Origin of the sequence: Stenotrophomonas maltophilia, assembly GCF_001274595.1 — a bacterium.
Taxonomy (GTDB): Bacteria; Pseudomonadota; Gammaproteobacteria; order Xanthomonadales; family Xanthomonadaceae; genus Stenotrophomonas; species Stenotrophomonas forensis.
In genome coordinates this window covers 1,634,899-1,657,698 of record NZ_CP011010.1, presented here as the reverse complement: position 1 = coordinate 1,657,698, position 22,800 = coordinate 1,634,899, and the positions used below count along the sequence as shown (strand labels likewise).

Annotated in this window: 23 protein-coding genes and 4 tRNA genes; 7 read left to right on the top strand and 20 right to left on the bottom strand. The window is 67.6% G+C overall.

Going from position 1 to position 22,800, the window contains the following annotated elements:
- Nucleotides 1-140: 140 nt before the first annotated feature.
- Nucleotides 141-1,352, bottom strand: coding sequence for an NAD(P)/FAD-dependent oxidoreductase (locus tag VN11_RS07615; RefSeq protein ID WP_053449310.1), 1,212 nt, complete (start codon nucleotides 1,350-1,352; stop codon nucleotides 141-143).
- Between the two features lie 284 nt (nucleotides 1,353-1,636).
- Here VN11_RS07615 and VN11_RS07610 point away from each other — a divergent pair, with 284 nt between their 5' ends.
- Nucleotides 1,637-2,197, top strand: coding sequence for an RrF2 family transcriptional regulator (locus VN11_RS07610; RefSeq protein WP_053449309.1), 561 nt, complete (start codon nucleotides 1,637-1,639; stop codon nucleotides 2,195-2,197).
- Between the two features lie 59 nt (nucleotides 2,198-2,256).
- Here the strand turns inward: VN11_RS07610 and VN11_RS07605 are convergent.
- The 13 genes from VN11_RS07605 to VN11_RS07545 form a co-directional block, all read right to left on the bottom strand.
- Nucleotides 2,257-2,332 (bottom strand) — tRNA-Gly (locus VN11_RS07605).
- Between the two features lie 144 nt (nucleotides 2,333-2,476).
- Complete coding sequence (gene pgsA, locus VN11_RS07600; RefSeq protein WP_053449308.1) at nucleotides 2,477-3,106, bottom strand: CDP-diacylglycerol--glycerol-3-phosphate 3-phosphatidyltransferase; 630 nt, start codon at nucleotides 3,104-3,106, stop codon at nucleotides 2,477-2,479.
- An 18-nt stretch (nucleotides 3,107-3,124) separates the two neighbouring features.
- Nucleotides 3,125-4,969 carry an excinuclease ABC subunit UvrC gene (gene uvrC / locus VN11_RS07595; RefSeq protein ID WP_053449307.1) on the bottom strand — a complete coding sequence of 615 codons (1,845 nt, stop codon included), beginning with the start codon at nucleotides 4,967-4,969 and terminating at the stop codon, nucleotides 3,125-3,127.
- A complete protein-coding gene (locus tag VN11_RS07590; protein ID WP_053449306.1) occupies nucleotides 4,966-6,378 on the bottom strand; it encodes a hypothetical protein in 1,413 nt (470 codons plus the stop codon). The genes uvrC and VN11_RS07590 overlap by 4 nt, the downstream gene beginning before the upstream one ends.
- Nucleotides 6,375-6,863 carry a low molecular weight protein-tyrosine-phosphatase gene (locus VN11_RS07585; protein WP_053449305.1) on the bottom strand — a complete coding sequence of 163 codons (489 nt, stop codon included), beginning with the start codon at nucleotides 6,861-6,863 and terminating at the stop codon, nucleotides 6,375-6,377. Before VN11_RS07585 ends, VN11_RS07590 begins: the two co-directional genes overlap by 4 nt.
- Complete coding sequence (gene kdsB, locus VN11_RS07580) at nucleotides 6,860-7,633, bottom strand: 3-deoxy-manno-octulosonate cytidylyltransferase (RefSeq protein ID WP_053449304.1); 774 nt, start codon at nucleotides 7,631-7,633, stop codon at nucleotides 6,860-6,862. The genes VN11_RS07585 and kdsB overlap by 4 nt, the downstream gene beginning before the upstream one ends.
- A 75-nt stretch (nucleotides 7,634-7,708) precedes the next feature.
- Nucleotides 7,709-8,728: a tetraacyldisaccharide 4'-kinase gene (gene lpxK, locus VN11_RS07575; protein WP_053449303.1), complete on the bottom strand. Its 1,020-nt coding sequence runs from the start codon at nucleotides 8,726-8,728 to the stop codon at nucleotides 7,709-7,711.
- Nucleotides 8,728-10,476 carry a lipid A export permease/ATP-binding protein MsbA gene (msbA, locus tag VN11_RS07570; RefSeq protein WP_053449302.1) on the bottom strand — a complete coding sequence of 583 codons (1,749 nt, stop codon included), beginning with the start codon at nucleotides 10,474-10,476 and terminating at the stop codon, nucleotides 8,728-8,730. Before msbA ends, lpxK begins: the two co-directional genes overlap by 1 nt.
- Nucleotides 10,473-10,895, bottom strand: a complete 423-nt coding sequence (locus VN11_RS07565; RefSeq protein WP_004152323.1) for an ExbD/TolR family protein — start codon at nucleotides 10,893-10,895, stop codon at nucleotides 10,473-10,475. The genes msbA and VN11_RS07565 overlap by 4 nt, the downstream gene beginning before the upstream one ends.
- 3 nt (nucleotides 10,896-10,898) lie before the next feature.
- The gene (locus VN11_RS07560) at nucleotides 10,899-11,561 is read right to left on the bottom strand and encodes a MotA/TolQ/ExbB proton channel family protein (protein WP_006429918.1); all 663 of its coding nucleotides are present in this window, start codon (nucleotides 11,559-11,561) and stop codon (nucleotides 10,899-10,901) included.
- 3 nt (nucleotides 11,562-11,564) lie between these two features.
- Entirely contained in the window at nucleotides 11,565-13,964 is a 2,400-nt protein-coding gene (locus tag VN11_RS07555; protein WP_053449301.1) for a DNA internalization-related competence protein ComEC/Rec2, read from the bottom strand.
- Between the two features lie 59 nt (nucleotides 13,965-14,023).
- Nucleotides 14,024-15,367 (bottom strand): sensor histidine kinase, encoded by a 1,344-nt coding sequence (locus VN11_RS07550; RefSeq protein ID WP_053449300.1) that lies wholly within the window; start codon nucleotides 15,365-15,367, stop codon nucleotides 14,024-14,026.
- A gap of 1 nt (nucleotide 15,368) precedes the next feature.
- Nucleotides 15,369-16,040, bottom strand: a complete 672-nt coding sequence (locus tag VN11_RS07545) for a response regulator transcription factor (RefSeq protein ID WP_053449299.1) — start codon at nucleotides 16,038-16,040, stop codon at nucleotides 15,369-15,371.
- A gap of 145 nt (nucleotides 16,041-16,185) precedes the next feature.
- On the opposite strand from VN11_RS07545, the gene VN11_RS07540 reads away from it, so the two are divergent.
- Nucleotides 16,186-16,953, top strand: coding sequence for a MipA/OmpV family protein (locus VN11_RS07540; RefSeq protein ID WP_053449298.1), 768 nt, complete (start codon nucleotides 16,186-16,188; stop codon nucleotides 16,951-16,953).
- Nucleotides 16,954-16,983: 30 nt separating this feature from the next.
- Nucleotides 16,984-17,268 carry a hypothetical protein gene (locus VN11_RS07535; RefSeq protein ID WP_053449297.1) on the top strand — a complete coding sequence of 95 codons (285 nt, stop codon included), beginning with the start codon at nucleotides 16,984-16,986 and terminating at the stop codon, nucleotides 17,266-17,268.
- A gap of 52 nt (nucleotides 17,269-17,320) precedes the next feature.
- On the opposite strand, the gene VN11_RS22505 is transcribed toward VN11_RS07535, so the two are convergent.
- The gene (locus tag VN11_RS22505; RefSeq protein WP_008268513.1) at nucleotides 17,321-17,461 is read right to left on the bottom strand and encodes a hypothetical protein; all 141 of its coding nucleotides are present in this window, start codon (nucleotides 17,459-17,461) and stop codon (nucleotides 17,321-17,323) included.
- Nucleotides 17,462-17,623: 162 nt separating this feature from the next.
- Between VN11_RS22505 and VN11_RS07530 the strand changes: the two genes are divergently transcribed.
- The 3 genes from VN11_RS07530 (at nucleotide 17,624) to VN11_RS07520 (ending at nucleotide 19,025) form a co-directional block, all read left to right on the top strand.
- Nucleotides 17,624-18,193, top strand: a complete 570-nt coding sequence (locus tag VN11_RS07530) for a peroxiredoxin family protein (RefSeq protein WP_053449296.1) — start codon at nucleotides 17,624-17,626, stop codon at nucleotides 18,191-18,193.
- Between the two features lie 101 nt (nucleotides 18,194-18,294).
- A complete protein-coding gene (locus VN11_RS07525; RefSeq protein ID WP_008268658.1) occupies nucleotides 18,295-18,483 on the top strand; it encodes a hypothetical protein in 189 nt (62 codons plus the stop codon).
- Between the two features lie 221 nt (nucleotides 18,484-18,704).
- Entirely contained in the window at nucleotides 18,705-19,025 is a 321-nt protein-coding gene (locus tag VN11_RS07520; RefSeq protein WP_053449295.1) for a hypothetical protein, read from the top strand.
- A 94-nt stretch (nucleotides 19,026-19,119) separates the two neighbouring features.
- On the opposite strand, the gene VN11_RS07515 is transcribed toward VN11_RS07520, so the two are convergent.
- The 3 genes from VN11_RS07515 to uvrB form a co-directional block, all read right to left on the bottom strand.
- Nucleotides 19,120-19,194 (bottom strand) — tRNA-Val (locus tag VN11_RS07515).
- 98 nt (nucleotides 19,195-19,292) lie between these two features.
- Nucleotides 19,293-19,367: transfer RNA gene (locus VN11_RS07510), tRNA-Val, on the bottom strand.
- A gap of 105 nt (nucleotides 19,368-19,472) precedes the next feature.
- The gene (gene uvrB / locus VN11_RS07505; protein WP_006429643.1) at nucleotides 19,473-21,497 is read right to left on the bottom strand and encodes an excinuclease ABC subunit UvrB; all 2,025 of its coding nucleotides are present in this window, start codon (nucleotides 21,495-21,497) and stop codon (nucleotides 19,473-19,475) included.
- Nucleotides 21,498-21,625: 128 nt separating this feature from the next.
- On the opposite strand from uvrB, the gene VN11_RS07500 reads away from it, so the two are divergent.
- Nucleotides 21,626-22,162: a GspH/FimT family protein gene (locus tag VN11_RS07500; RefSeq protein ID WP_258010996.1), complete on the top strand. Its 537-nt coding sequence runs from the start codon at nucleotides 21,626-21,628 to the stop codon at nucleotides 22,160-22,162.
- A gap of 48 nt (nucleotides 22,163-22,210) precedes the next feature.
- Here the strand turns inward: VN11_RS07500 and VN11_RS07495 are convergent.
- Together VN11_RS07495 and VN11_RS07490 are read right to left on the bottom strand one after the other, a co-directional pair.
- Nucleotides 22,211-22,287 (bottom strand) — tRNA-Asn (locus VN11_RS07495).
- A gap of 79 nt (nucleotides 22,288-22,366) precedes the next feature.
- The gene (locus VN11_RS07490; RefSeq protein ID WP_053449293.1) at nucleotides 22,367-22,789 is read right to left on the bottom strand and encodes a type IV pilin protein; all 423 of its coding nucleotides are present in this window, start codon (nucleotides 22,787-22,789) and stop codon (nucleotides 22,367-22,369) included.
- Nucleotides 22,790-22,800 lie beyond the last annotated feature (11 nt).

Here is a 22,800-nt window from a genome sequence, read left to right as displayed (position 1 = left end):
AGGGATGCAGCTTCAAGCCAGCGCATGGCGGGGCGATGGGGTGACGGTGAAGTGGGGATGAAGCGGTGCTTTGCACGTGCTGCGCCATGAGGAGCACCACTCCCTTCAGGGAGCGGTGCTTGCTGAACGTCCTGGCGCTGTCAGGCAACCACGATGCGAAGCGGGTCGGCCAACGCCAGGATCTCCGCACGCTCACCACTGGGCGGATAGATCCATTCGGTGTTGATGCGGGTCTTCAGCGCCTTGGCCTCCGCACCTAAAAGCACCACCTGGCGGTCCCAGCCCTCGGTGTAGACGGCGCCCCACGGCCCCAGGTCCAGGCAGGTCACGTACTTGGGCTGCGCGTAGGGAATCATCGCCTCCCCGATCAGGTCGGCGGCCGCATTGTGGCCGGCCGAGCGTCCCAGGTTCATCGCGTGCTGGCAGGACATCATCGCTACGTTGCCATCGTCGTCCGTGGCGGCGTGCGCGCAGTCGCCAGTGGCGAATACCGCGTCGACACCCGTCGCCTTGAGGGTGCGATCGACGTGCAGGCGACCCACGGCGTCGTGCTGGCCGGGGATCTGTGCGGCCAAGGTGCTGGCACGTGCACCGGCCGTCCAGATGACGGTCGCGGCGTCGATGCGTTCACCGTTCTCGAGGGTCACGCCTTCGGCATCCACGTGGGCCACGCCCGAACCCAGCCGCCACGACACGCCCAGCTCGGTCAGGGCCTGGGTGATGACCGGCCGTGGGCCTTCGCCGAGGTCCGGACCCAAGGCCTCGGCACGCTCGACCATGATGACGTTCACTGCGGCATCGGCACCGAGCACGTCGCGCAGGCGGTCCGGCATTTCGGCTGCGGTTTCGATACCGGTGAAGCCGGCACCCGCGATCACCACCGTGTTGCGTCCTGCGTTTTCGGGGCGATCGGCAAGATGCTCCAGGTGCACCTGCAATCGCGCCGCGTCGGCGATCTGATCGACATTGAAGGCGTGCTGCTGCAGGCCCGGAATCGGCGGGCAGTTCAGGCGGCTGCCGGCGGCCAGCACCAGGCGATCGTAGTGCAGCGTCTGCGATGCGGCATCCGCACCATGGCCCACCACCTGCACCTGCTGGTTGGCAACATCGATGTGCTCGACGCGGCCGGCAAGGTAGTGCACGCCGACGGCATCGAAGATGGGCTGCAGCGGGGCCTTCATGCGCTCCGGCCCCTTTTCGTACAGGCGTGGGCGCACATGCAGCTCAGGGGACGGCGCTACCAGCACGATCTGCACATCATGGCGCGCGGCCTGATCGAGAAGACGGGCGGCGGCCAGCGCGCTCCACATGCCGGCAAAGCCGGCGCCGATGACAACAATGCGTTTGGACACGGAGGTAAGTCCTTCTGGGAAATGAGATTCAGGCACCCATGCGCGTGGATGGCAGGGGCGTGAGTGATGTGGTGCGCCGGCACGCCACATAACGCGGATCATATGAGTCCGCGTTATGTGGCGCAAGCAGTCGATGGCGGACCGTTCAGGCCAGCACGCCCCTGCCGTGCGCGTTCCCCCAGCCACAACGCCAATGAAATCAATGCCCTGCATGGGGCACCACTCGCTTGCGGCCAGTAACTCAGGCCCCTATAGTCCGCGTTACATTTTTCTGGACCGGTCCCATGGCCCACATCGGAACGGGCGTCGAGTACGCCCTGCACTGCCTGCTCTGGCTGGTCCCGCCGCTGGAACAGCGGCCCAGCAGCCGCGACCTGGCCGAACTGCAGGGCGTGCCGGCAGCCTTCATGGCGAAGATCTTTCCGAAGCTGGAGAAAGCCGGCATCGTCGAGTCCACCGGCGGCATCCGCGGCGGCTACCAGCTGGCGCGTGCGCCCGAGGACATCAGCGTGCTGGACGTGGTCGACGCCGTTGAGGGGCAGAAGGCGCTGTTCGACTGCCAGGAGATCCGCGGGCGCTGCGCGCTGTTCGATGGCAACCCACCGCGCTGGGCCAACCGCGGCGTGTGCGGCATCCACGCGGTGATGATCAATGCGCAGAAGGCGATGCGCGAAGAACTGGCGCGTTCCAGCCTGGCGTCGATTGCCGAGGGCGTGCAGGGCAAGGGACGCCCGGCGAGCTTTGCAGGCGATGTGCAGGACTGGTTTGCCGACCGCCAGGTTGCACGCGAGGAAGCGCGCATCACCGGCATGCGCGCACGCACGTCGGCACAGGACGATGATTGATCGCAGTGGCGCGCACGCAAACGAAAAACGCCCCCTTGCGGGAGCGTTCTTCTTGAATCTGGAGCGGGAAACGAGACTCGAACTCGCGACCTCAACCTTGGCAAGGTTGCGCTCTACCAACTGAGCTATTCCCGCTTGGGAGGCGAAATTCTACCTGTTCCAGGAATGGCGTCAAGCGGTTTTTTTGGCGTATGCGAGGCACCTGGCAGTGCGTATCCACGCCTGGCATGGATGCAGCATTTCCAGTAGATCCACGCCATGCGTGGATGTCGCGCCCGATCAACCGTTGCCCAGCTTCTTCTGCCGCGAGCGCTCGCGTGCGGCGCGTTCGTCTTCGCGCAGGCTTGGCCAGGCGGCGTGCAGGTACTGCAGGCCCGACCACAGCGTCAGCACCGCCGCAATCGCCAGGGTCCAGTCGCCGATGTGGAACACCGGCCAGCCCATCCAGATGTCTTCCACTGGCACGTTCGGTGCCACCGAATAGAGCAGGCACAGCAGCGCGACCATCTGCGCGGTGGTCTTGACCTTGCCGATCATCGCCACGCGCACCTTGGCACGCTGGCCCAGCTCCGCCATCCACTCGCGCAGCGCCGACACCGCGATCTCACGGCCGACGATCACCGCCGCCCAGAACGCCATCCACGGCGTCGGGTGGCCCTGCACGATCAGGAACAGCGCCACCGCCACCATCAGCTTGTCCGCGACCGGGTCGAGGAAGGCGCCGAACGCCGATTCCAGCTGGTAGCGGCGGGCAATCCAGCCATCGAGCCAGTCGGTGATCGCGGCCAGGCCGAAGATCGCCGCCGAAGCGAAGTTGGTCCAGGTGTAGGGCAGGTAGAACACCAGCACCAGCACCGGGATCATCACGATCCGCAACAACGTCAGCCAGGTGGGCAGGGTCAACTTCATGCTTGCGTGCTTCTCTCTCTACTCGGCCGCATCGGGCGTGGCCAACCCGTGCAGGTTAGCGTAGATACGCGCCGCGAGGGCGTCATTGATGCCTTCCACCTTGGCGATTTCCGCTTCGCCGGCAGCTTTCAGGCCCACGAGGCCACCGAAATGCTTGAGCAGGCTGGCACGGCGACGCGGCCCGATGCCGGGGATGTCTTCCAGCTTGCTGGTCATCCGCGCTTTCTGCCGGCGGCCGCGGTGGCCGGTGATGGCGAAGCGGTGCGCCTCGTCGCGCACCTGCTGGATGAACTGCAGCGCCGGATTGGCCGCGCCCGGGCGCAGTTCGCGGCCGTCGGGCATCACCAGCGCTTCATGGCCGGCGCGGCGCTCCACGCCCTTGGCCACGCCCACCAGCAGCACGCCTTCCACGCCCAGGTCGGCCAGTGCGGCCTGGGCCTGCGCCAGCTGGCCGGCGCCACCGTCGATCAGCAGCACGTCCGGCAGCACGCCCTGCTCTTCCACGGCACGGCGGAAGCGGCGGTCGATGGCCTGGCGCATGGCGGCGTAGTCATCGCCCGGCTCGATACCGCTGATGTTGAAGCGGCGGTACTGCGCGCGCACCGGGCCAGCAGCATCGAACACCACGCAGGAGGCCACGGTGGCTTCGCCGAGGGTATGACTGATGTCGAAGCACTCGACCCGCTTGACCGGCTCGGCCAGGCCCAGCATGTCGCGCAGCGCGTCGCTGCGCGCGTGCTGCGCGTTGCGGCTGTTGAGTTCGGTGGCCAGGGTCAGCTGCGCGTTGCGGCTGGCAAGTTCGACGTAGCCGGCACGCTCGCCACGCACGTTCCACTTCAGCTGCACCTTGCGTTCGGCCGAGGCCGACAGCGCGGCGACCAGCAGGTCGGCATCGGGAATCTCGCGATCCAGCAGGATCTCGCGCGGCGGCTCGAATTCGATGTAGTACTGCGAGACGAACGCGGCCAGCACTTCCTCGGGGCTTTCCTCGCCATTGGTGCGCGGGAAGAACGGACGGGTGCCCAGGTTGCGCCCATCACGGAACGCCAGCAGCAGCACACAGGCCTGCGAGCCCTGCATGGCCACCGCCAGCACGTCCAGGTCGGCGGCGCGGCCATCCACGTACTGACGGGTCTGCATGCTGCGCAGTGAGGAAATCAGGTCGCGCAGGCGTGCGGCCTGTTCGAATTCCAACGCCTCGCTGGCCACCTGCATCTGCTCGCCCAGCTCGCGGGTCAACTCATCGCTCTTGCCTTCCAGGAACAGCGCGGCACGACGCACCGACTCGGCATATTCGCTGGGCGCCACCAGCTCCACGCAAGGCGCGCTGCAGCGACCGATCTGGTACTGCAGGCACGGTCGCGAACGATTGCGGAACACGCTGTCTTCGCAGCTGCGCAGCTTGAACAGCTTGTGCATCAGGTTGAGCGTCTCGCGTACCGCAGTGACACCCGGGTACGGCCCGAAATAGCGGCCGGGAATGGCACGCGGGCCGCGATGCAGCGCGATGCGCGGCCAGTCCTCGCGGGTCAGCAGCACATGCGGGTAGGTCTTGTCGTCGCGCAAGGAAACGTTGTAGCGCGGCGACAACGACTTGATCAGCTGGTTTTCCAGCAGGAGCGCCTCGGCTTCCGAGCGCGTGACAGTGACGTCCATGCGCGCGATCTGCGAGATCATCGACATGATCCGCGCGTTCTTCGGGCTGCCATTGAAATAGCTGCCGACGCGGTTGCGCAGTGCACGCGCCTTGCCCACGTACAGCAAGGTGTCGTCGGCCGCGTACATGCGGTACACGCCGGGTGCGGTGCTGAGATGGGCCGCGAAGGCCTTGCCATCAAAGGCCGGGGCGGGAACGTCGGTCATTCGCTGATCGGTACTTCGCTGAGCACGCCACTTTCAGGGTCCAGGCGCAGCACGGCGTGGGCATCGGTCTCGGCGATCCACACCGCGCCGGCGCCCACCGCCAGCCCGGCCGGGCCCTGCAGGCGACGCGGCAGCGGCTGGGTGGTGAGTTCGCCGCCGCCCAGGCGAAGCGTGCGCAGACGGCCATTGCCGGAGTCGGCGATCCACAGCAGCGGAGCGTCCGGACTCAAGGCAATCGCCTGCGGGAACTGCAGGCGGGCCTGCGCGCGCGGGCCATCCTCATTGCCGAAGCGCCAGGGTCCCTGCCCGACCAGCGTCTGCACCAGGTCGCCGCGCAGCTGCAGCGCACGGATCGAGGACCCCAGCGCGTCGGCCACGTACAGCACCTGCTGCACCACCGCCAGCGCGGTGGGCTGGGCGAAGGCGGCCAGGTGGCCACTGCCGTCGCGCTCGTCGATGGCACCGCTGCCGGCACGCCACTGCAGGCTGCGCTGGCCCAGGTGATAGCTCCAGATGCGGTTGTCGCCGGCCATGGCGATATGCAGCTGGTTGTCGGCGATGGCCAGGCCGACCGGATGGTCCAGCGATACCTGCCGCGCCTGCGCGACCGGGCCCTCCACCGGCGCGCCGGGGCGGCCGTTGCCGCACAGCGTGTCGACGATGCCGGTGAGCAGGTTGATGCGTCGCACCGCATGGTTGCCGGTATCAGCCACGTACAGCGCGTCGCGTTCAAGGACCAGCGCCTGCGGTCGATGGAACGCCGCCTCGGCAAGGTTGCCATCCATGAAATCGGCGGTACCCAGCCCGAACTGGCGCAGGATGCGGCCACCATGGCTGCATTCGAGGATGCGGTGATGGCCGCTGTCGGCGATGTACAGGCGCTCGGTGCTGACGGCCAGCCCCAACGGAAAACGCAAGGCCTGGCGCGGCTCCGGATGCAGTTCGCTGCCTCCCCGCGGCGGCGCCGAAGGGGCGCCCTGGCACAGCGCGTTCAAGGCACGCTCAAGCTCACCGGGCGCGCCCTGCCCGACCAGCCGTTGCTGCTCGCGGCCCTGCGCGTCCAGCAGCACCATCGTTGGCCAGGCGTTGATGCCAAAGCGACGCCAGCCATCCCAGTCGGCATCCAGCAGCACCGGCATCGTCAGGCCCTGCCGGCGCAGCAGCTTCAATGCGGCCCCCGGGTCGCGCTCGAAATCAAAGCGCGGCACCTGCAGCACCAGCGGCTGCAGCTTGCCCGGGTGGCGTGACAGCCACTGGCCGAATTCGGCCAACCGCTGGGCGCTCCAGGCAGAGGCGGCGTTGACGAACAACAACGCCACCGGCCGACCGCGCAGTTCGGTCAGGGTGCAGGGGGTGGCGTTGAGCCAGGTGGCGAACTCGGGCAGGTCCGGGACGGGCTGGACGTTCATGGTCCGATTATGCCGGAGTCGGCGTCATGCAACAGTCGTGCCACGGCACGTTCTGCCGCATTGTCGACCAGCGTCCAGACCTGTTCGAAGTGATCGTTGCCACCGGTGTAAGGGTCGGGGATCGCGACCCGACCCTGCCCGCCCGACCACGGCAGGTACAGTGCCAGCCGCTCGCGCTGGGCGGGCGTCGCCAGGCGGGCGGCATCACGCAGATTGGCTTCGTCGGCGCACAGGACCCAGTCGAAGCGGTCGAAATCCACGGCCTGCAGCTGGCGTGCACGCAGGCCGCCAATGTCCACGCCGTGCCCGGCCGCGCAGGCGATCGCGCGCCGGTCCGGTGGCTCACCGACGTGCCAGTCACCGGTACCGGCCGAATCGACCTGCACCCGCCCGGCCAGCGGCGAGGCGTCCAGGCGTGCGCGCAGCGCACCTTCGGCCATCGGCGAACGGCAGATGTTGCCGAGGCAGACGACCAGCAGTTTCATCGCGCCGCCATCGCCTGCAGCAGCGCTTCGGCGCGCTCGAGGTCCTCGGGGGTATCGATGCCCGGCGGGAACGGCTCGGGCGAGATCGCCACGCTGATCGCATAGCCGGCTTCCAGCACCCGCAGCTGTTCCAGCGACTCGACCTGCTCCAGCTGGCCCGGCGGCATCCCCGCGAACTGCTGCAGGAAGCCGGCGCGATAGCCATAGATGCCGATATGGCGCAGCCAGGCATGGCCGTCCGGCAGGGTGTCGCGACTGCGGGCGAAGCCATCGCGGTGCCAGGCGATCGGCGCACGGCTGAAGTACATCGCCTCGTTGCGCACGTTGCGCACCAGCTTGACCACGTTCGGGTCGAACAGGGTGTGCGCGTCCTCGACGGTGGTGGCCAGGGTCGACATCGGCGCATTGCCGCCGACCAGCGCGTCGGCCACTGCGCGGATACCGGCCGCAGGCGCGAAGGGTTCATCGCCCTGCAGGTTCACCACCACGGTGTCATCGGCCCAGCCGGCAATGCGCGCGCACTCGGCCAGACGGTCGGTGCCGGACGCGTGCGATGTTGCGGTCATCGCCACCTTCACTTCGGCCAGCCCGGACAGCGTGTCGGCGATGCGCTGGTCGTCGGTGGCGACCCAGACCTCGCCAGCACCCGCCTGCAGCGCGCGGCGCGCCACGTGCAGGACCAGCGGCTCACCGCCCAGCAGGCGCAGCGGCTTGCCCGGCAGCCTCGATGCGGCATAGCGGGCCGGGATGGCGACGACGAATTCGGTCATGCGGGCGGTACTCGGCAGGCTCGTTGCAACAGGAATGCGGCCGGCGGCAGGTGAATGCAAGCGCCGCCGCGCCACTCAGTTCGGTCTCAGCTTGTCCAGGCGATCGGTCAGCGCCACCCAGAACGCAGCAGGCAGCTCGGCACGCAGCGGGACGGCGTAGTGCCAGTCGTTGCCGAACTGACGGCACTTCACCGCGTCCTTCTCGGTCATCAGCACCGGCAGCTGGCTGCCGAAGGACAGGTCCTGCGGCTGATACGCCTGATGGTCGGCAAAGGCATGCGGCACCACGCCGATGCCACGCGCGCGCAGCATGTCGAAGAAGCGCTGCGGATGGGCGATGCCGGCCACCGCGTGCACACGCTGGCCCTTGAAATACGACAGCGGGCGCGCACGGCCACCGGCCAGCGGCTGCGCACTGTCGATGTGCAGGGCCATCGGCCACTGGCCGAATCCACAGGCCTGGGCTGCGGCATCCTCATCGGCCTGGCCGAGGTTGACCACCCGGAAGTCGCACTCGGTAGCGCGGCTGACCGGCTCACGCAGCGGTCCGGCCGGAATCATCCGGCCATTGCCGTAGCGGCGCTGGGCATCGACCACTTCAATTTCGATGTCGCGTGCCAGCCGGTAGTGCTGCAGGCCATCGTCGCAGACGATCACATTGCAGCCGGCCTCGATCAGCGCCTTGCCAGCGGCAACGCGATCACGATCCACGCGCACCGGCACGCCGGTCTTCCACGCGATCAGCACCGGCTCGTCGCCGCCCTTGGCGGTCGGCGTGTCGGCCTGTACCCACAGTGGCTTGTCCGCATCCTCGCGGCCATAGCCGCGGCTGGCCACGCCCGGCTTCCAGCCGGCGGCACGAAGGCGCTCGACCAGGGCGATGGTCAACGGCGTCTTGCCGGTGCCGCCTGCGGTGATGTTGCCGACCACGATGACCGGCACCGGCAACGTGTAGTGCTTGCGCCAGCCGCGCCGATAGGCACGCCGGCGCAGCGCGGTGACACCGGCGTACAGCGGCGCCAGCAGGCGCATCGCCCAGGGAACCGGGCTGCCGTCGTACCAGTACGGCGGGGTCTGGGTACCCTTGCCAGCCATCAGTCCTGCCTTTCGCGGAACTGCATGCTGTGCAGATGCTGGTACAGGCCACCCATGCTCAGCAGCTCCTTGTGGGTGCCGCGTTCAACGATGCGACCGTGGTCCATCACCAGCACCTGGTCGGCATGCTCGATGGTTGACAGGCGGTGTGCGATCACCAGCGTGGTGCGCTCGGGCATCAGGCGCTGCAGTGCATCCTGTACCAGCCGCTCGGATTCGTTGTCGAGCGCGGCGGTGGCTTCATCGAGGATCAGGATCGGGGCATCACGCAGGATCGCGCGCGCGATCGCCAGGCGCTGGCGCTGGCCGCCGGACAGCAGCGCGCCGTTCTCGCCGACCGGGGTCTGCAGCTGCTGCGGCATGCGTGCGATGAATTCCCACGCATTGGCCGCTTCGGCGGCCGCGCGGATCTGATCATCGGTCGCGTCCATGCCATAGGCGATGTTGGCGCCGATGGTGTCGTCGAACAGCATGACCTTCTGCCCGACCATCGCCACCTGGCGGCGCAGATCGGCCAGCGGATAGTCGTCCAGGGCCACGCCGTCGAGGGTGATGCGCCCACCACTGGGTTCGTAGAAGCGCGGTACCAGCCGGATCAGGCTGGTCTTGCCGCTGCCGGATCGGCCAACGATGGCGGTCACCGTGCCCGGCTTGGCAACGAAGCTGATGTCATCCAGCGCGATGCCACTATCGGCGCGGTAGCGCAGCATGACGTGCTCGAAGGCCAGTTCACCCTGCACGCGCTGCACCGTGTTGCGGCCTTCGTCGCGCTCGACCGGCATGTCGAGGATGCCGAACAGGCGCTCGGCAGCGGACACGCCACGCGAGATCGAGGACTGCACGCTGGTCAGGCGGCGCAGCGAGGGAATGATCGCGGTCATCGAGATCATCAGGCCCATGAACTGGCCGGCGTTCAGACGGCCGGCGAGCGCTTCGCGGGTCGACACCCAGACGATCACCGCCAGCGCCAGCGCGGCCAGGAACTGGACCACGCTGGACGCGCCGGCACGGGTGATTTCCACCTTCATGTTCAGTGCCAGCATGCGGTTGGCCAGGCGCGAGTAACGCGACATCTCATGCTGCTGGGTGCCGTGCACCTTCACTTCCTGCTGCGCGGCCAGCGACTGCTCGGCGGTCTGCGCCATCGTGCCCATGCCGTCCTGGATGCCGCGGCTGATACGCCGGTAGCGCTTGCCGACGTAGGACACGATCACGCCGATCATCGGCACCACCACCAGCATCGCCACGGTGACCTTGACGCTCATCTGCAGCATCACCGCCAGCATCGCGATGATGGTCAGGGTATCGGCGACCACGGTCTTGAGCGCATCGGCGCTGGCCTGGGTGACCTGCTCGGTGTCGAAATTCAGGCGGCTGACCATCACCGGGGTCGATTCGGTATCGAAGTGCGAGGACGGCAGGTGCAGGTACTTGGCCAGTACCTGCTCACGCAGGTCGCGCACCACGCTGCGGCCGGTCTTGGCCAGTGCGTAGTCGCTGACCCAGGTGGCGGCACTGCGCATCAGGAACAGGCCGAGGATGGTCAACGGCAGGATCACCGCCATCCTTGGCTCGGGATTGACGAAGCCGCGGTTGACCAGCGGCTCCATCAGCTTGGTGAAGAAGTACCCGGCCACCGACTCCACCGCCATGGCGATGACAGCGGCGACCATCAGGACCCAGTAGGCACGGGTATATCCCAGCAGACGCTTGTAGATCGGCCACACCGGCGCGTGTTTGGAACTCATGGACGCACCTCGGGTGCTGTTGCAATGGCAATACGGCGGAAGCCGAGCTGGCCCAGCGCATCCTGCGCGGTCACCACGGCCTGGTAGGGAGTGCGTGCATCGGCGCGCAGCAGCACGGTCTGCTCGCGATCACTGCCCGCCACGGCGGCAATGGTCTGCTTGACCGACTCGACGTCGCTGCGCAGCACTTCCTGGTCATTGATGAAATAGCGGCCCTCGGCGTTGATCAGCACGCTGAGCGAGCGCGGCGGCTCGTTGGTCTGCTGCTGGCTGGCGGTCGGCAGCTGCACCTGCAGCGTCGAACGCGCATCGAACGTGGTGGTGACCACAAAGAAGATGATCAGCACCAGGATGACGTCGATCAGTGGCACCAGGTCGATATGCGGCTCATCCTGGGACCGGTCGTTGCCGATACGCATCGATCAGGCCTTCGCCGTGGCAGCGTTGGACGAACGCACCGCCGCGGCCGGGTTCATCACCCCGGGGCGACCGTCGAGCGTATCCAGCAATGCGCTGGCTTCCTGCTCCATCTCCACCACGTAACCGTGGATGCGGCCCTTGAAGTAGCGATGGAACATCAGCGCCGGAATCGCCACGATCATGCCGGTGGCGGTGCAGACCAGGGCCTTGCCGATGCCACCGGCCAGCTGGTTCACGTCACCCACGCCGTGGTCGAGGATGCCCAGGAACATCTGGATCATGCCGATCACCGTGCCGAGCAGGCCCAGCAACGGGCCCGCCGAGGCGATGGTGCCCAGTGCGTTGAGGAAACGTTCCATGCGGTGCACCAGGTGGCGGCCGGTGTCCTCGATGCGCTCGCGGATCTGGTCACGCGGGCGATTGCGCGCTTCCAGCGCGGCGGCCAGCAGCGCGCCCAGCGGCGAGTTGGCACGCAGGGTCTGCAGATGGGCCGGATCAAGCTTGCCGCGCGCGGCCCAGTTGCGCACTTCCTGGCCGAGGCCGGGCGGCAGCACTTCCGTCCGCCGCAGGGACCAGAAACGCTCCAGGATGATCGCCAAAGCCAGTACGCCCAACAGCAGCAGCGGCACCATCGGCCAGCCACCGGCCTTGACCAGTTCCCACACGTTTCAACCCTCCGGCCCAACGGCCGCTTGTTCAATCGACGATAGGATAGCAGCCGACCGCGCCCGCCCAGCGGCATCCCACCAACGGGATGCGTGGACACGCTGTTCACGCAGCTGCAGCCCTTGCGCACCAAGCCATACGCGGATCGCCCCGGCGTCGGCGGTCGCCAGCACCTCGGCTCCCTGCGCCTGCCAGCGCTGGACCACTTCCCGGCGCGGGTGTCCGAAGCGGTTCTGGTGCCCGGCCGAAACCAGGGCCAGCCGCGGTGCCACCGCCGCCACCCATCCCGCGCTGGAGCTGCCGCCGCTGCCATGGTGCGGCACCAGCACCACGTCGGCCTTCAACGCGGTCGGCCAAGCCTGCAGCAGCGCCCGCTCCGCCGAACGGCCGATGTCACCGGGCAGCAGAACAACGCCGTGGCGGCTGGCGATGCGCAGCACGCAGCTGTCTTCGTTGCCGCCCTGCCGGCTGCCCGGCGCCGGGTGCAATACCTGGAAGTCGACACCGTCCCACTGCCAGCGCATTCCCTGCCGGCAGGGCCTGGCCCCGGCAATCGCGCTGCCGGGCGGTGCCAGCGCATGCAGCCCGGGCAGCTGACGCCGCAGGCTGGGCAGGCTGCCGATGTGGTCCAGATGGTCATGGCTGAGCATCACCTGCTCGGGCGGCCCCTGGCCCAGCGCGCGCAGGGCCGGGATCAGGATCCGTTCATTGCCGTCGGCGCCGGTCGGCGGCCCGACGTCATACCAGAGCGCGTGCCGCGCCGTGCGCACCAGCACCGCCGTGCCCTGGCCGACATCGTGCACCAGCAGTTCCAGCTCACCCTGCGCGGGTGCCCCGCGCGCCGGCCACAGCAGTGGCAGGCACAGCAACAGCCCCACCAGGCCACCGCCGGCCCCGCGCGGCAGCAGCCACCAGAACACCCCCAGCAACGCCGCCGGCACCGCCCAGCCCGGCGCCTCGGCCAGCCACCACATCGCCCGCGGGTGCAGCGCCAGCGGCTGCAGGGCCTGCCAGCTGACCTCGAACAACCCGGCGGCGGCACGCCATGCCCATCCTCCGGCGCCGTCGTGCAGGGCGTGAAGAGCGGTCCCCAACAGCGACATCGGCACCACCAGCAACGTCCACCACGGGATGATCGGCAGATTGACCAGCGGCCCCAACCGCGCGGTGCCACCGAACAAGGCCACGCACAGGGGCAGCAGGCCCACGCTCGCCACTCCCTGCGCCGCCAGGAAACCGCGCAGGCCACCGCCAACCCCCTCCGGCGCGGTGCGCGGCAGGCACCACAACAGCCACAGCACCCCGCCAAAGCTCAACCAGAACCCTGCTGACAGGACCGACATCGGCGCCGGCAGCACCATCACCATCGCAGCCAGCGCCAGCCCCTGCCCTGCGGCAACCGGGCGGCGTCCGGCCCGGGCCAGCGCAACCAGGCCGATCATCAGCGCCGCGCGCACGGTCGGCAGCGCGCCACCGGCCGCAACGGCATAGGCGGCCGCAGCCAGTGTGGCGCCCCACGCGGCGGCCTGCGGCCGTGGCCGGACCCGCCCCAGCGCTGGCCACAACCACCACGACACGCGGCACAACAGCGCACCGAATCCAGCCACCACGCCCACGTGGAATCCGGAAATGGCGACCAGATGGGTCAGGCCCAGCGCGCGCAGGTGCTCCCAATCGGCATCGGACACGCCACGGGTGTCGCCCAGTGCCAGCGCCTGCACGAACCGTGCAGCCGGATGCGCCACCTGCGTGGCAATCGCGGCGCTGCTGCGTTCACGCCAGGCCTGCAGGCCCCGTGCGGGCAGCCGCTCACGTGCGCTTGCCGGATCACGGACCGTGCCATTGCCGGAAATGCCCCGCTGCAAGGCATGCCGCTCGGCATCGAAGCCGCCCGGATTGATCCGTGAACGCGGCGCCCGCAGGCGCAGTGACAGGTCCCAGTGCGCCCCCGCGCGAACCGCATGGCGCCCGCCCCCGCTGCCAGCGCTTGCAGGCCCGCGCCACGGATCGCTCCAGGTCACCTGCAGGCGCGTGCCACGCAGCGACGGCAGCGCCCCGGCCTCGTCCACACGCAGTACGAAACGCGTGTAACCGGGCCCGCTGTGTGGAAGCTCGACCACGCGTCCCTGCACCCGCACATCCTGCGCCGGCGCAGCGGGAGGCATCTGGCGGTGCAGCGCCCAATGCCCGTGCAGCGTCGCCCATGCCAGCCCGAACACGGCCATCGCCCAGCCCCGGCCACGCCAGCGCGCCAGCCAGCAGGCGCCAGCGGCGACCGCCAACGGCGCGCACAGCCACAGCGGCAGCAGCACCGGCAGCTGCATGCAGGCCAGCGCGCCCAGCACCAGCCCTGTGGCACTGCCCCCACCGAACAGGGGTGGAGCGGATCGTTCGGAAACCATCCGTGCAGCCTGCAATCGGTCACGACGGCTTGCCTATCGGGCAACGCCCCGCGCGGCTGTCAGCGCCGAACGGTGCCGCGATGGAAATTGACCCGGAAGCTGGCGCCGCCGCCGGTCGCTTCGCCGACACTGACCGAGCCGCCGTGGTGCTGCACGATCTCCTTCACCAGATGCAGGCCCAGCCCACTGCCACTGCCGGCCGCGCGCAGCCGGTGGAACGGCTCGAAGATCGCCTCGCGATCATTGACCGGAATGCCGGCACCCTGATCGCTGACCTCCAGCAGGCCGCGCTCATCCAGGCGCACGCAGATGGTGCCGCGCCCGCCACCGTGAACGATGGCGTTGTGCACCAGGTTGGCGATCACCCGACCCAGTGCCAGGCTGTCGCCGTGGATCCACACCGGCGCGTCCGGCGCATCCACCTCGAAACCATAGCCCGCCCCTACCACCAGCGGCGCCAGCTCGGCAGCGGCTTCGCGCACCAGCAGCGCCAGGTCCAGCCGTTGCAGCGCACCGACATTGCGGTCAAGCCGCTGCAGGTCGAGCAGATGCTCGGCCACGTTGCCAAGGCGGGCAACGTCGGTGAGCAGCTGCGACTTGAGTTCGCCCTGCGGCAGCTGTGACAGGCGCGCCTGCACCACCGCGATCGGCACGCGCAGCTCGTGTGCGGCATCGGCGAGGAACTTGTCGCGCGCCGCGTAGCCCTGCTGCACCTTGTCGATCGCATCGTTGAACGCTTCCACCAGCGGCGCAACCTCGGTCGACACCAGCTGCGCATCCAGCCGCGCGCCCGGCTGGCCGATATCCAGCTCCTTGGCCTGCTGCGCGGAACGCCGCACACCGCGCATCGCGCGGTGGATCACCGTCGGCATCACCAGCAGCGTGACCACGATCAGCGGCAGGAAGAACCACAAGCCAATCAGGCGCAACACCATCAGTGCGCCATCCAGCAGCCCGCCCTTCGGTGCGCCCCCCACCATCACCGTGATGCGTCGGCCATCCTCGTTGCGGATCATCACCCTTGCCACATCCAGGTAGGGCGGCACCAGCGAACCGAGTTCGGTGGCACCCAGCGCCGGCAACCGCGCCAGCAACGGCGCGTGGATGGCCGGAATCGTGCCGCGTTCCAGCCAGATGCCCTTGTCATCGACCGCCGCGAACCAGAGATTGCCTCCCGCATCCGCGTCCAGCCTGCGCCAGCGCGCTTCATCCAGCACCAACCGGCCGCCCTCACTGTGCACGGCCTTGGCCACCGCCTCGGCCATGAACATGTCCATGCCCCAGGAGTCCTTGTCACCCCAGGTCAGGATCAGCGCGACCACCGCGAACAGCACGGTGAATGCCTGCGCGAGGAACAGGCGCCAGGCCAGGCCGAGCGTGATGGAACGGATCGGACGCGCCATCTCAGGCCTCCGCCAGCAGGTAGCCGACGCCCCGGATCACGTGGATCTCCACGCCCGCCCCGGCCTGCTGAAGCGCCTTGCGCAGCTTGGAAATGTGCGCATCGAGCGCATTGGACTGGATCTCATCGTCAAAGCCGTATACCGCCGCTTCCAGCGCACTGCGGGTGACCGTGCGCCCCTGCCGCATCGCCAGCGCCTGCAGCACCAGCACCTGCCGGCGCGGCAGCGCCAACGGCTGGCCTTCCACCTGTGCCTGCAGCGATTCGAAGTCGAACTCAAGCCGTCCCAGCCGCAGGCTCGGTGTCACCATCGCAGAAGGCCGCCGCGACACCGCGCGGATGCGCGCCATCAGTTCCTCGATCGCCACCGGCTTGACCAGGTAATCATCGGCACCGACGTCCAGCCCTTCGACCTTGTCCGACAACGTGCCCTTGGCCGTCAGCATGATCACCGCCAGGTTCGGGCGCAGTGCACGCGCGGTAGCGACAAAACCCGTGCCGTCGCCATCGGGAAGCTGGCGGTCCAGCAACATCAGCTGGTGCACCGGTTCGCGCAGCGCGATGGCCGCCTCGGCCAGGCTGCCGACCACGTCGGCCACCACGCCCTGCCGCTCCAGGCCCGATTGCAGGGCACGGGACAGATCAGGATCGTCTTCGACCAGAAGGATGCGCATCAGGGACTCGGCTGCCGGAAACGGTGCCGATCATAGTGCCTGGCGCCTGCTTTGGGCGTCATTGCATGCCGATTGCCCAGGCGCAATGTTCTGACAATGTTGGGCCCGCACCATGCACAGCCATCCCCCGCAAAGTGGCTGATCGATGCCGTCGCTGTCCCCGACCCTGCTGCGCCCCCTGCTGTTCTCCGCTGCCATCGGCCTGCCGTTGATCACGCAGGCCGCCGACCGCAGCCCCGGCGTGCAGGCCGGCATCACCGCAGGTGCGACGTCCGGCGCGTATGCGCACTACGACGTCAAGCCGCTGGTCGTACCGGCGATTTCCTGGCAGGGCCAGCGCTTCTTCGCCAGCCCCGGCTCGCTGGGCATGTACCTGTACAAAGGCCAGGGCCTGCGGCTGTCGGCGGCACTCACGCCCTACACGCTGCGCTTCAAGACCGACGACGTGAATGATCCGCAGCTGCGCCGCCTGCACAGCCGGCAGATGTCGGCCATGGCAGGAATCAACGGTGAATACAGCGCCGACTGGGGCATTGTCGAGGCCGGTGTGATGCGTGAGATCACCGGGCATGGCGGTGGTTTCGAATCGCGCCTGCATTACAGCTATCCGATCCAGGCCGGCCGCTTCACCTGGGTGCCACGGGTGGGCGTGGTGCACTCCAGCGCACGCCTGCTGGACTACTACTACGGCATCAGCGACGAGGAAGCACTGCGCTCGGGCCTGGCGGCCTACCGCCCGGGCAGCACGACATCGCCGAGCCTGCAGATCGCGGTCAGCACGCCGCTGGGCACCCAGTGGCGTGCAACAGGCGTGGTCGCCAACCAGTGGTTCGGCGATGCGGTGAAGGACAGCCCGATGGCACGACGTGGTACACAGACGTCGGCCTTCGTTTCCCTGATGCGCTCGTTCTGATCGAGCGCCTGCTACGGACAAGGACCCCCCATGGCCTCCGTCTCCCCTGCTGCTGAAGCGCACGCGATCCTGCGTGCTCCCGACCTGGAAAGCGCCGAGCGCGCCTACCTGGGCCTGATGCCCGACCTGGAACACGTCAACGCGTTGGCGCGGCGCGCCCTGGGACTTTCGCGCGTAGCCGATGCAGCGCGCGGCTACGCGCTGTCGATGACCCTGGTCGGGCTGCGCCTGCAGGAGCTGGAGATGGGTGAGGCCATCGCGAAGGAACAGCGCCAGGCGACCCTGCGCAGCCTGCGCCAGGCCTTCGACGCCTGAGCGCAGGGTAGCAACGGCGCATGCAGCCGGTGCTGCAGCGCCGCGCAAGGACTCAGCGGAAGGTGGTCCAGGCCAGGACCGCAGCCAGCAGGGCCACCCAGACCACCGCCTTGAACGTGCCCTCCAGCATGTTGCCGCCGAACAGCAGTTCAAGCACTGGATTGGGCCGGGACACCGGGACATGATCGCTCATCGGGAAATCCTTCTGGTAATGAGGGGAAGGCAGGCGCGCATGCCTGCGCGGGTGCCACTCTAGTACAGGCGCGGCTCCCGTGCGCGCGTGGCGAACATCGACTTAACATCCCGTGCGCCAGTTCCGGTATGTTCGAGCCAACGCTGCGTTCAAGGATGATCGATGATCAAGCGCGTCCTGTTCCCCGTTGTGGCCCTGTTGCTGTCTGCGCTGATCGTCGCGCTGGGATGGCAGAACCGCCAACTGCGGCAGATCAACCAACAGATGGCCTCGCAGCTGCAGGAGATGCGGCTTGAAGCGCACGGCCTGGCACGCGGCAGCGTTCCCGCCCCGCTTGCGCTGAAGACCACGCAGCAGGCCCGTGTGCAGCTGGGCGGCCCGCGCACTGCGCCGCAGATCCTCTACTTCTTTTCCACGACCTGCCGCTACTGCCTGGCCTCGATGCCGCATGTGCGGAAGATCGCCGCTGCACGCGGTGCCAGCGAACTGATCGGCGTGGGACTTCCTCCCTACGATGAACTGGCCGACTACGCCGACACGCACGATCTGCGCTTCCCGGTCGCCATCGACAGCGAAGGCGATGCATCGAAGCGCTATCGCGCAACGGTCACCCCGATGCTGATCGTGCTGGGCAGCGATGGGGGCGTGGCCTACAAGCATGTGGGCCAGCTTGATGAGCAGGTCGTACAGGCCGCCATGACGTCGTTGGCGCCGGACCTTGCCCTGCCCTGACCTGGCACGCGCCAGCCCCTCATCACTACATCACGCGCCACCACTGGCACTCACGTGCCTTCGGCAACTGCAACACCACAACGCCAACCAAGGAGATACACATGATCGGAAAGAAAGTCCTTTCGTCCGTCGCCGGTATCGTCGTTGTCGCGGCCATGGCCTTCGGCGCCGCCCAGGCCTTCGCCGTCGCGCCCAAGACCGGCTACGCGCCGGGCTGCGAACCGCACCCGAGCTGTCCGTTCGGCAATTCCGGCAAGCCGGGCCAGGTGCTGTGCTGTGATCCGTTGTAATCCCATCCGTTCCGAAGCCCGGGTTTACTGACCGGTTGCCACCGCCGCGACGCTGTTCCGGCTCCGCGGCGGTGGCAGGGCCACGGGGTATTGGCCACCCCGCCCCGGATTCATCCTCCCCGGACCCACTTGACGCACGCTTTACCGGCTTTCGTCGCATACCGGTTTCACCGCACAGGAGGCAGTGCCACGCTGGACTCCCTTCTCCGGAGCACCGTGCCATGCCGATGCTTGCCCTGCTGCTGTTGTGCGCTGGCTTGTTCGGCCGCGATGCCGATGCCGGGGATGTCTCCCTGCGCCGCCAGATCCTGCAGGCCGATGCCGAGCACGCGGGCGCTCCGGCGGCACGGGATCCGGCCACCCTGCAGCTGTACCGGCTGCGCCAGGACCGCGTACTGCGTGTTGGCTACCAGCCTGTGGCCGCAGACGGCCAGCAGCAACGGTCCAGGTCGGCGCGCTACGCGCAGGTCTGGGAACGCGTCGAGGGCCACTGGAAGCTGCAGCGCATGATCAGCATCGACGAATGGGTCGCGCAGCGCTGATGCGCGGCGAGGCTGCCAGCACAAACGAAAAAAGCCGGCCCAAGGCCGGCTTTCATCGTGATCCACCGCTGCACCGGCCATGCCGGGAGCCAGGTGGTGGGCGGTACAGGGTTCGAACCTGTGACCCCTACCATGTCAAGGTAGTGCTCTACCGCTGAGCTAACCGCCCATCTTGTTCTTGCCGCCCGAAAGCTGGCCTTGCTACGTAAAAACCCGGCGCCAGGGCCGGGCTTTGCAGTTCACGACAGCCCCTTTTCAGGGACTTCGTGGTGGGCGGTACAGGGTTCGAACCTGTGACCCCTACCATGTCAAGGTAGTGCTCTACCGCTGAGCTAACCGCCCGTTTTGCTTCTGCATTTCCGCGATTGCGTCGGTGCAGGCCGCGTATATTACGGATGCCAGCCGTGAAGCGCAACACTTTTGTGAAGATGCGGCTGCCTGCCGTGTTCAGCCCAGGCTGGCTTCCTTCAGCTGCCGGATCTGGTCGCGCACGCGTGCCGCATCCTCGAACTCCAGGTCCTTGGCATGCTGGTACATCTGCTGCTCCAGCGCCTTGAGCCGGGTGGCCAGCTGGGCCGGGCTGAGCGACCGGTAGTCGGCCCCTTCCTCTGCCACGCCTGCCCGGCTCTTGCCCTTGCCCTTCTTGGCTTCTTTCTCCGCTGCATCGGACCGGGCGCCTTCCAGCACGTCGACGATCGGCCGTGCCACCGAGCGCGGCACGATGCCGTGTTCCTCGTTGTACTCGACCTGCTTGGCGCGGCGGCGGTCGGTCTCGTCGATCGCCGCCTGCATCGAACGGGTGATCTTGTCGGCATAGAGGATCGCCTTGCCGCGCACGTTGCGCGCCGCGCGGCCGATGGTCTGGATCAACGAACCCGTCGAGCGCAGGAAGCCCTCCTTGTCGGCATCCAGGATCGCCACCAGCGACACCTCGGGCATGTCCAGGCCTTCGCGCAGCAGGTTGATGCCGACCAGCACGTCGAACTTGCCCAGGCGCAGGTCGCGGATGATCTCCACGCGCTCGACCGTGTCCACGTCCGAATGCAGGTAGCGCACGCGGATGCCATGCTCGGTGAGGTATTCGGTGAGGTTCTCCGCCATGCGCTTGGTCAGCGTGGTGACCAGCACGCGGTCGCCGGCCTTGATGCGCTCGTTGGCCTCGCTCATCAGGTCATCGACCTGGGTACCGACCGGGCGGATTTCCACCACCGGGTCGATCAAGCCGGTCGGGCGCACCACCAGCTCGGTGATCTCGTCACCGGCTTCACGATACTCATAGGGACCGGGCGTAGCCGACACGTAGATCGCACGTGGGCAGCGCTCTTCCCACTCCTCGAAGCGCAGCGGGCGATTGTCCAGCGCAGAGGGCAGTCGGAAGCCGAATTCGACCAGGGTCTCCTTGCGCGAGCGATCGCCCTTGAACATCGCGCCGATCTGCGGAATGGTCACGTGCGATTCGTCGATCACCAATAGTGCGTCGGGCGGCAGGTAGTCGAACAGGGTCGGCGGCGGCTCGCCGGCATTCTTGCCGGTGAGGTGGCGCGAGTAGTTCTCGATGCCGTTGCAGAAGCCGACCTCGGCCATCATTTCGATGTCGAACTGGGTGCGCTGGGCCAGGCGCTGCGCCTCGACCAGCTTGTTCTCCGCGTACAGCTGCTCCAGCCGCTCCTTCAACTCGACCTTGATGGTGTCCACCGCCGCCAGCACACGCTCGCGGGTGGTCGCGTAGTGGGTCTTCGGGTACACGGTGAAGCGCTGCATGTTGCGCAGCGTCTCGCCGGTGAGCGGGTCGAACAACGTGATTTTCTCGACCTCACCATCGAACAGCTCCAGGCGCAGTGCCTCGCTGTCCGACTCGGCCGGGAACACATCGATCACTTCGCCGCGCACGCGGAACGTACCGCGCTGCAGTTCGTACTCGTTGCGCGTGTACTGCAGCTGGGTCAGGTGATTGATCAGGTCGCGCTGGTCGATGCGCTCGCCCTTGGACAGGATCAGGCGCAGCGACAGGTAATCCTCGGGGGCACCCAGGCCATAGATCGCCGATACGGTCGCCACCACGATCGCATCTGGGCGCGACAGCAGGGTCTTGGTCGCGGCCAGGCGCATCTGCTCGATGTGCTCGTTGATCGAACTGTCCTTCTCGATGAAGGTGTCCGACGACGGCACATAGGCTTCCGGCTGGTAGTAATCGTAGTAGCTGACGAAGTACTCCACCGCGTTGTGCGGGAAGAACGCCTTGAACTCGCCATACAGCTGCGCCGCCAGCGTCTTGTTCGGCGCCATGATCAGCGTCGGCTTCTGCACGTTCTGGATGACGTTGGCGATGGTGTAGGTCTTGCCCGAGCCGGTGACGCCCAGCAGGGTCTGCTTGGCGATGCCCGCTTCGAAGTTGCTGGTCAGCTTCGCGATGGCATCGGGCTGGTCGCCCGCCGGCGAGTACGGCGAGACGAGTTCAAAACGGTCGCTCATGGTGTTGCCAGTTCCCGGGAAAGGTGAGTATACGGGGCCAGGAGTGACGGCCGGCTGAGGGGTTTCCGGGCAGCCGAGCGCGGCGCTACCTGATGGTGCAGTCCCTGCGAGGCAGCGAGGCTGGATGCATGCGCCTCCCTCCTGCTTCCAGCCCCGACACACAGCACGGCATGCATCTGCTCGAACTACTGGTGGTGGTGGCGGTCCTTGCCGTCCTGCTGGCAGCCGGCTGGCCCGCCCTGCAGGAACTGATGCTGCATCAACGTGCGGAATCCACCCGCCTCGGCCTGCAGTCCGGCCTGGCCACCGCGCGCTACCAGGCCATCATGCGCAGTGCGCTGATCGGCCTGTGCGCAAGCCCCGATGGGCACCACTGCGGCGACGATTGGAGCCAGGGCTGGATCGTGTACAGGACCGACGGGCGACGACAGCCCCCCTCCTCCGTCGACTCCATCCTGCTGCACCAGTCCGGCCTCTCCAGCGTCAGGATCAGCGCCGCCAGCAGCAGCGGCCGGCCACAGATCTACTTCCAGCCGGATGGCCGCAGTCCCGGAGCGAACCTGACGCTGCGCATCTGCGCGGACGACCGGGAGCATGCCCGCGTCATCGTCAGCAACAGCGGCAGAATCCGCTCGACCCGCAGCCAGGACGGTCCGCCCTGCTGACAACAAAAAAGGCCTGCGGATAACCGCAAGCCTTTGATGCGTAATGCTTGGCGCCCGAAGTTGGACTCGAACCAACGACCCCCTGATTAACAGTCAAGTGCTCTAACCGGCTGAGCTATTCGGGCGGGGAGGCGCATTGTAATCACCTCGAACCGAGAGTGCAACACTCTTTCACGCAGCCCTGCAGGCAGCTTCCCGCTCGCGTTACCAGCAGTCGGACAGTGTTGCCTGCGACGTCTTCACGTTGGCCTGATTGAGCGTCAGGTCGCCACATTTGTCCTTGGTCTGCGCATTGGCCGCTGCTGCCGTGAACGTGAACGTCGACTGCCCGGTCTCCATGGACAGGGTGTAGGCCGCGGTGCCGCCCTCGCGTGGCGAGTTGATGGAATCAGCTCCGCCGGGGAAGGTGAAGCCCACATAGGTGTTGTTGATGGTGTGGTAGCGCTCGGCCAGCTGCGCGTACTCCACCAGATCGGCCTTGGCCTGCGCGCGCCGCGACTTGAGAACATGCGCGCTGTAGTTCGGATAGGCGATCGCAGCAAGGATCGCCACGACCGCCACCACGATCATCAGTTCGATCAGGCTGAAACCGCGGGCCACGCGGCCCGCCATCCACGGTGTACGCATTGCGGTGGCTC

Coding starts and splice junctions, on each gene's coding strand:
- VN11_RS07565 (WP_004152323.1), bottom strand. CDS start 10,895: ATGCGTATCGGCAACGACCGGTCCCAGGATGAGCCGCATATCGACCTG.
- VN11_RS07540 (WP_053449298.1), top strand. CDS start 16,186: ATGCCGTCGCTGTCCCCGACCCTGCTGCGCCCCCTGCTGTTCTCCGCT.
- VN11_RS07550 (WP_053449300.1), bottom strand. CDS start 15,367: ATGGCGCGTCCGATCCGTTCCATCACGCTCGGCCTGGCCTGGCGCCTG.
- VN11_RS07555 (WP_053449301.1), bottom strand. CDS start 13,964: ATGGTTTCCGAACGATCCGCTCCACCCCTGTTCGGTGGGGGCAGTGCC.
- uvrB (WP_006429643.1), bottom strand. CDS start 21,497: ATGAGCGACCGTTTTGAACTCGTCTCGCCGTACTCGCCGGCGGGCGAC.
- kdsB (WP_053449304.1), bottom strand. CDS start 7,633: ATGACCGAATTCGTCGTCGCCATCCCGGCCCGCTATGCCGCATCGAGG.
- VN11_RS22505 (WP_008268513.1), bottom strand. CDS start 17,461: ATGAGCGATCATGTCCCGGTGTCCCGGCCCAATCCAGTGCTTGAACTG.
- VN11_RS07585 (WP_053449305.1), bottom strand. CDS start 6,863: ATGAAACTGCTGGTCGTCTGCCTCGGCAACATCTGCCGTTCGCCGATG.
- VN11_RS07530 (WP_053449296.1), top strand. CDS start 17,624: ATGATCAAGCGCGTCCTGTTCCCCGTTGTGGCCCTGTTGCTGTCTGCG.
- VN11_RS07520 (WP_053449295.1), top strand. CDS start 18,705: ATGCCGATGCTTGCCCTGCTGCTGTTGTGCGCTGGCTTGTTCGGCCGC.
- pgsA (WP_053449308.1), bottom strand. CDS start 3,106: ATGAAGTTGACCCTGCCCACCTGGCTGACGTTGTTGCGGATCGTGATG.
- VN11_RS07610 (WP_053449309.1), top strand. CDS start 1,637: ATGGCCCACATCGGAACGGGCGTCGAGTACGCCCTGCACTGCCTGCTC.
- lpxK (WP_053449303.1), bottom strand. CDS start 8,728: ATGGCTGGCAAGGGTACCCAGACCCCGCCGTACTGGTACGACGGCAGC.
- VN11_RS07590 (WP_053449306.1), bottom strand. CDS start 6,378: ATGAACGTCCAGCCCGTCCCGGACCTGCCCGAGTTCGCCACCTGGCTC.
- VN11_RS07490 (WP_053449293.1), bottom strand. CDS start 22,789: ATGCGTACACCGTGGATGGCGGGCCGCGTGGCCCGCGGTTTCAGCCTG.
- VN11_RS07535 (WP_053449297.1), top strand. CDS start 16,984: ATGGCCTCCGTCTCCCCTGCTGCTGAAGCGCACGCGATCCTGCGTGCT.
- VN11_RS07500 (WP_258010996.1), top strand. CDS start 21,626: ATGCGCCTCCCTCCTGCTTCCAGCCCCGACACACAGCACGGCATGCAT.
- msbA (WP_053449302.1), bottom strand. CDS start 10,476: ATGAGTTCCAAACACGCGCCGGTGTGGCCGATCTACAAGCGTCTGCTG.
- VN11_RS07525 (WP_008268658.1), top strand. CDS start 18,295: ATGATCGGAAAGAAAGTCCTTTCGTCCGTCGCCGGTATCGTCGTTGTC.
- uvrC (WP_053449307.1), bottom strand. CDS start 4,969: ATGACCGACGTTCCCGCCCCGGCCTTTGATGGCAAGGCCTTCGCGGCC.
- VN11_RS07545 (WP_053449299.1), bottom strand. CDS start 16,040: ATGCGCATCCTTCTGGTCGAAGACGATCCTGATCTGTCCCGTGCCCTG.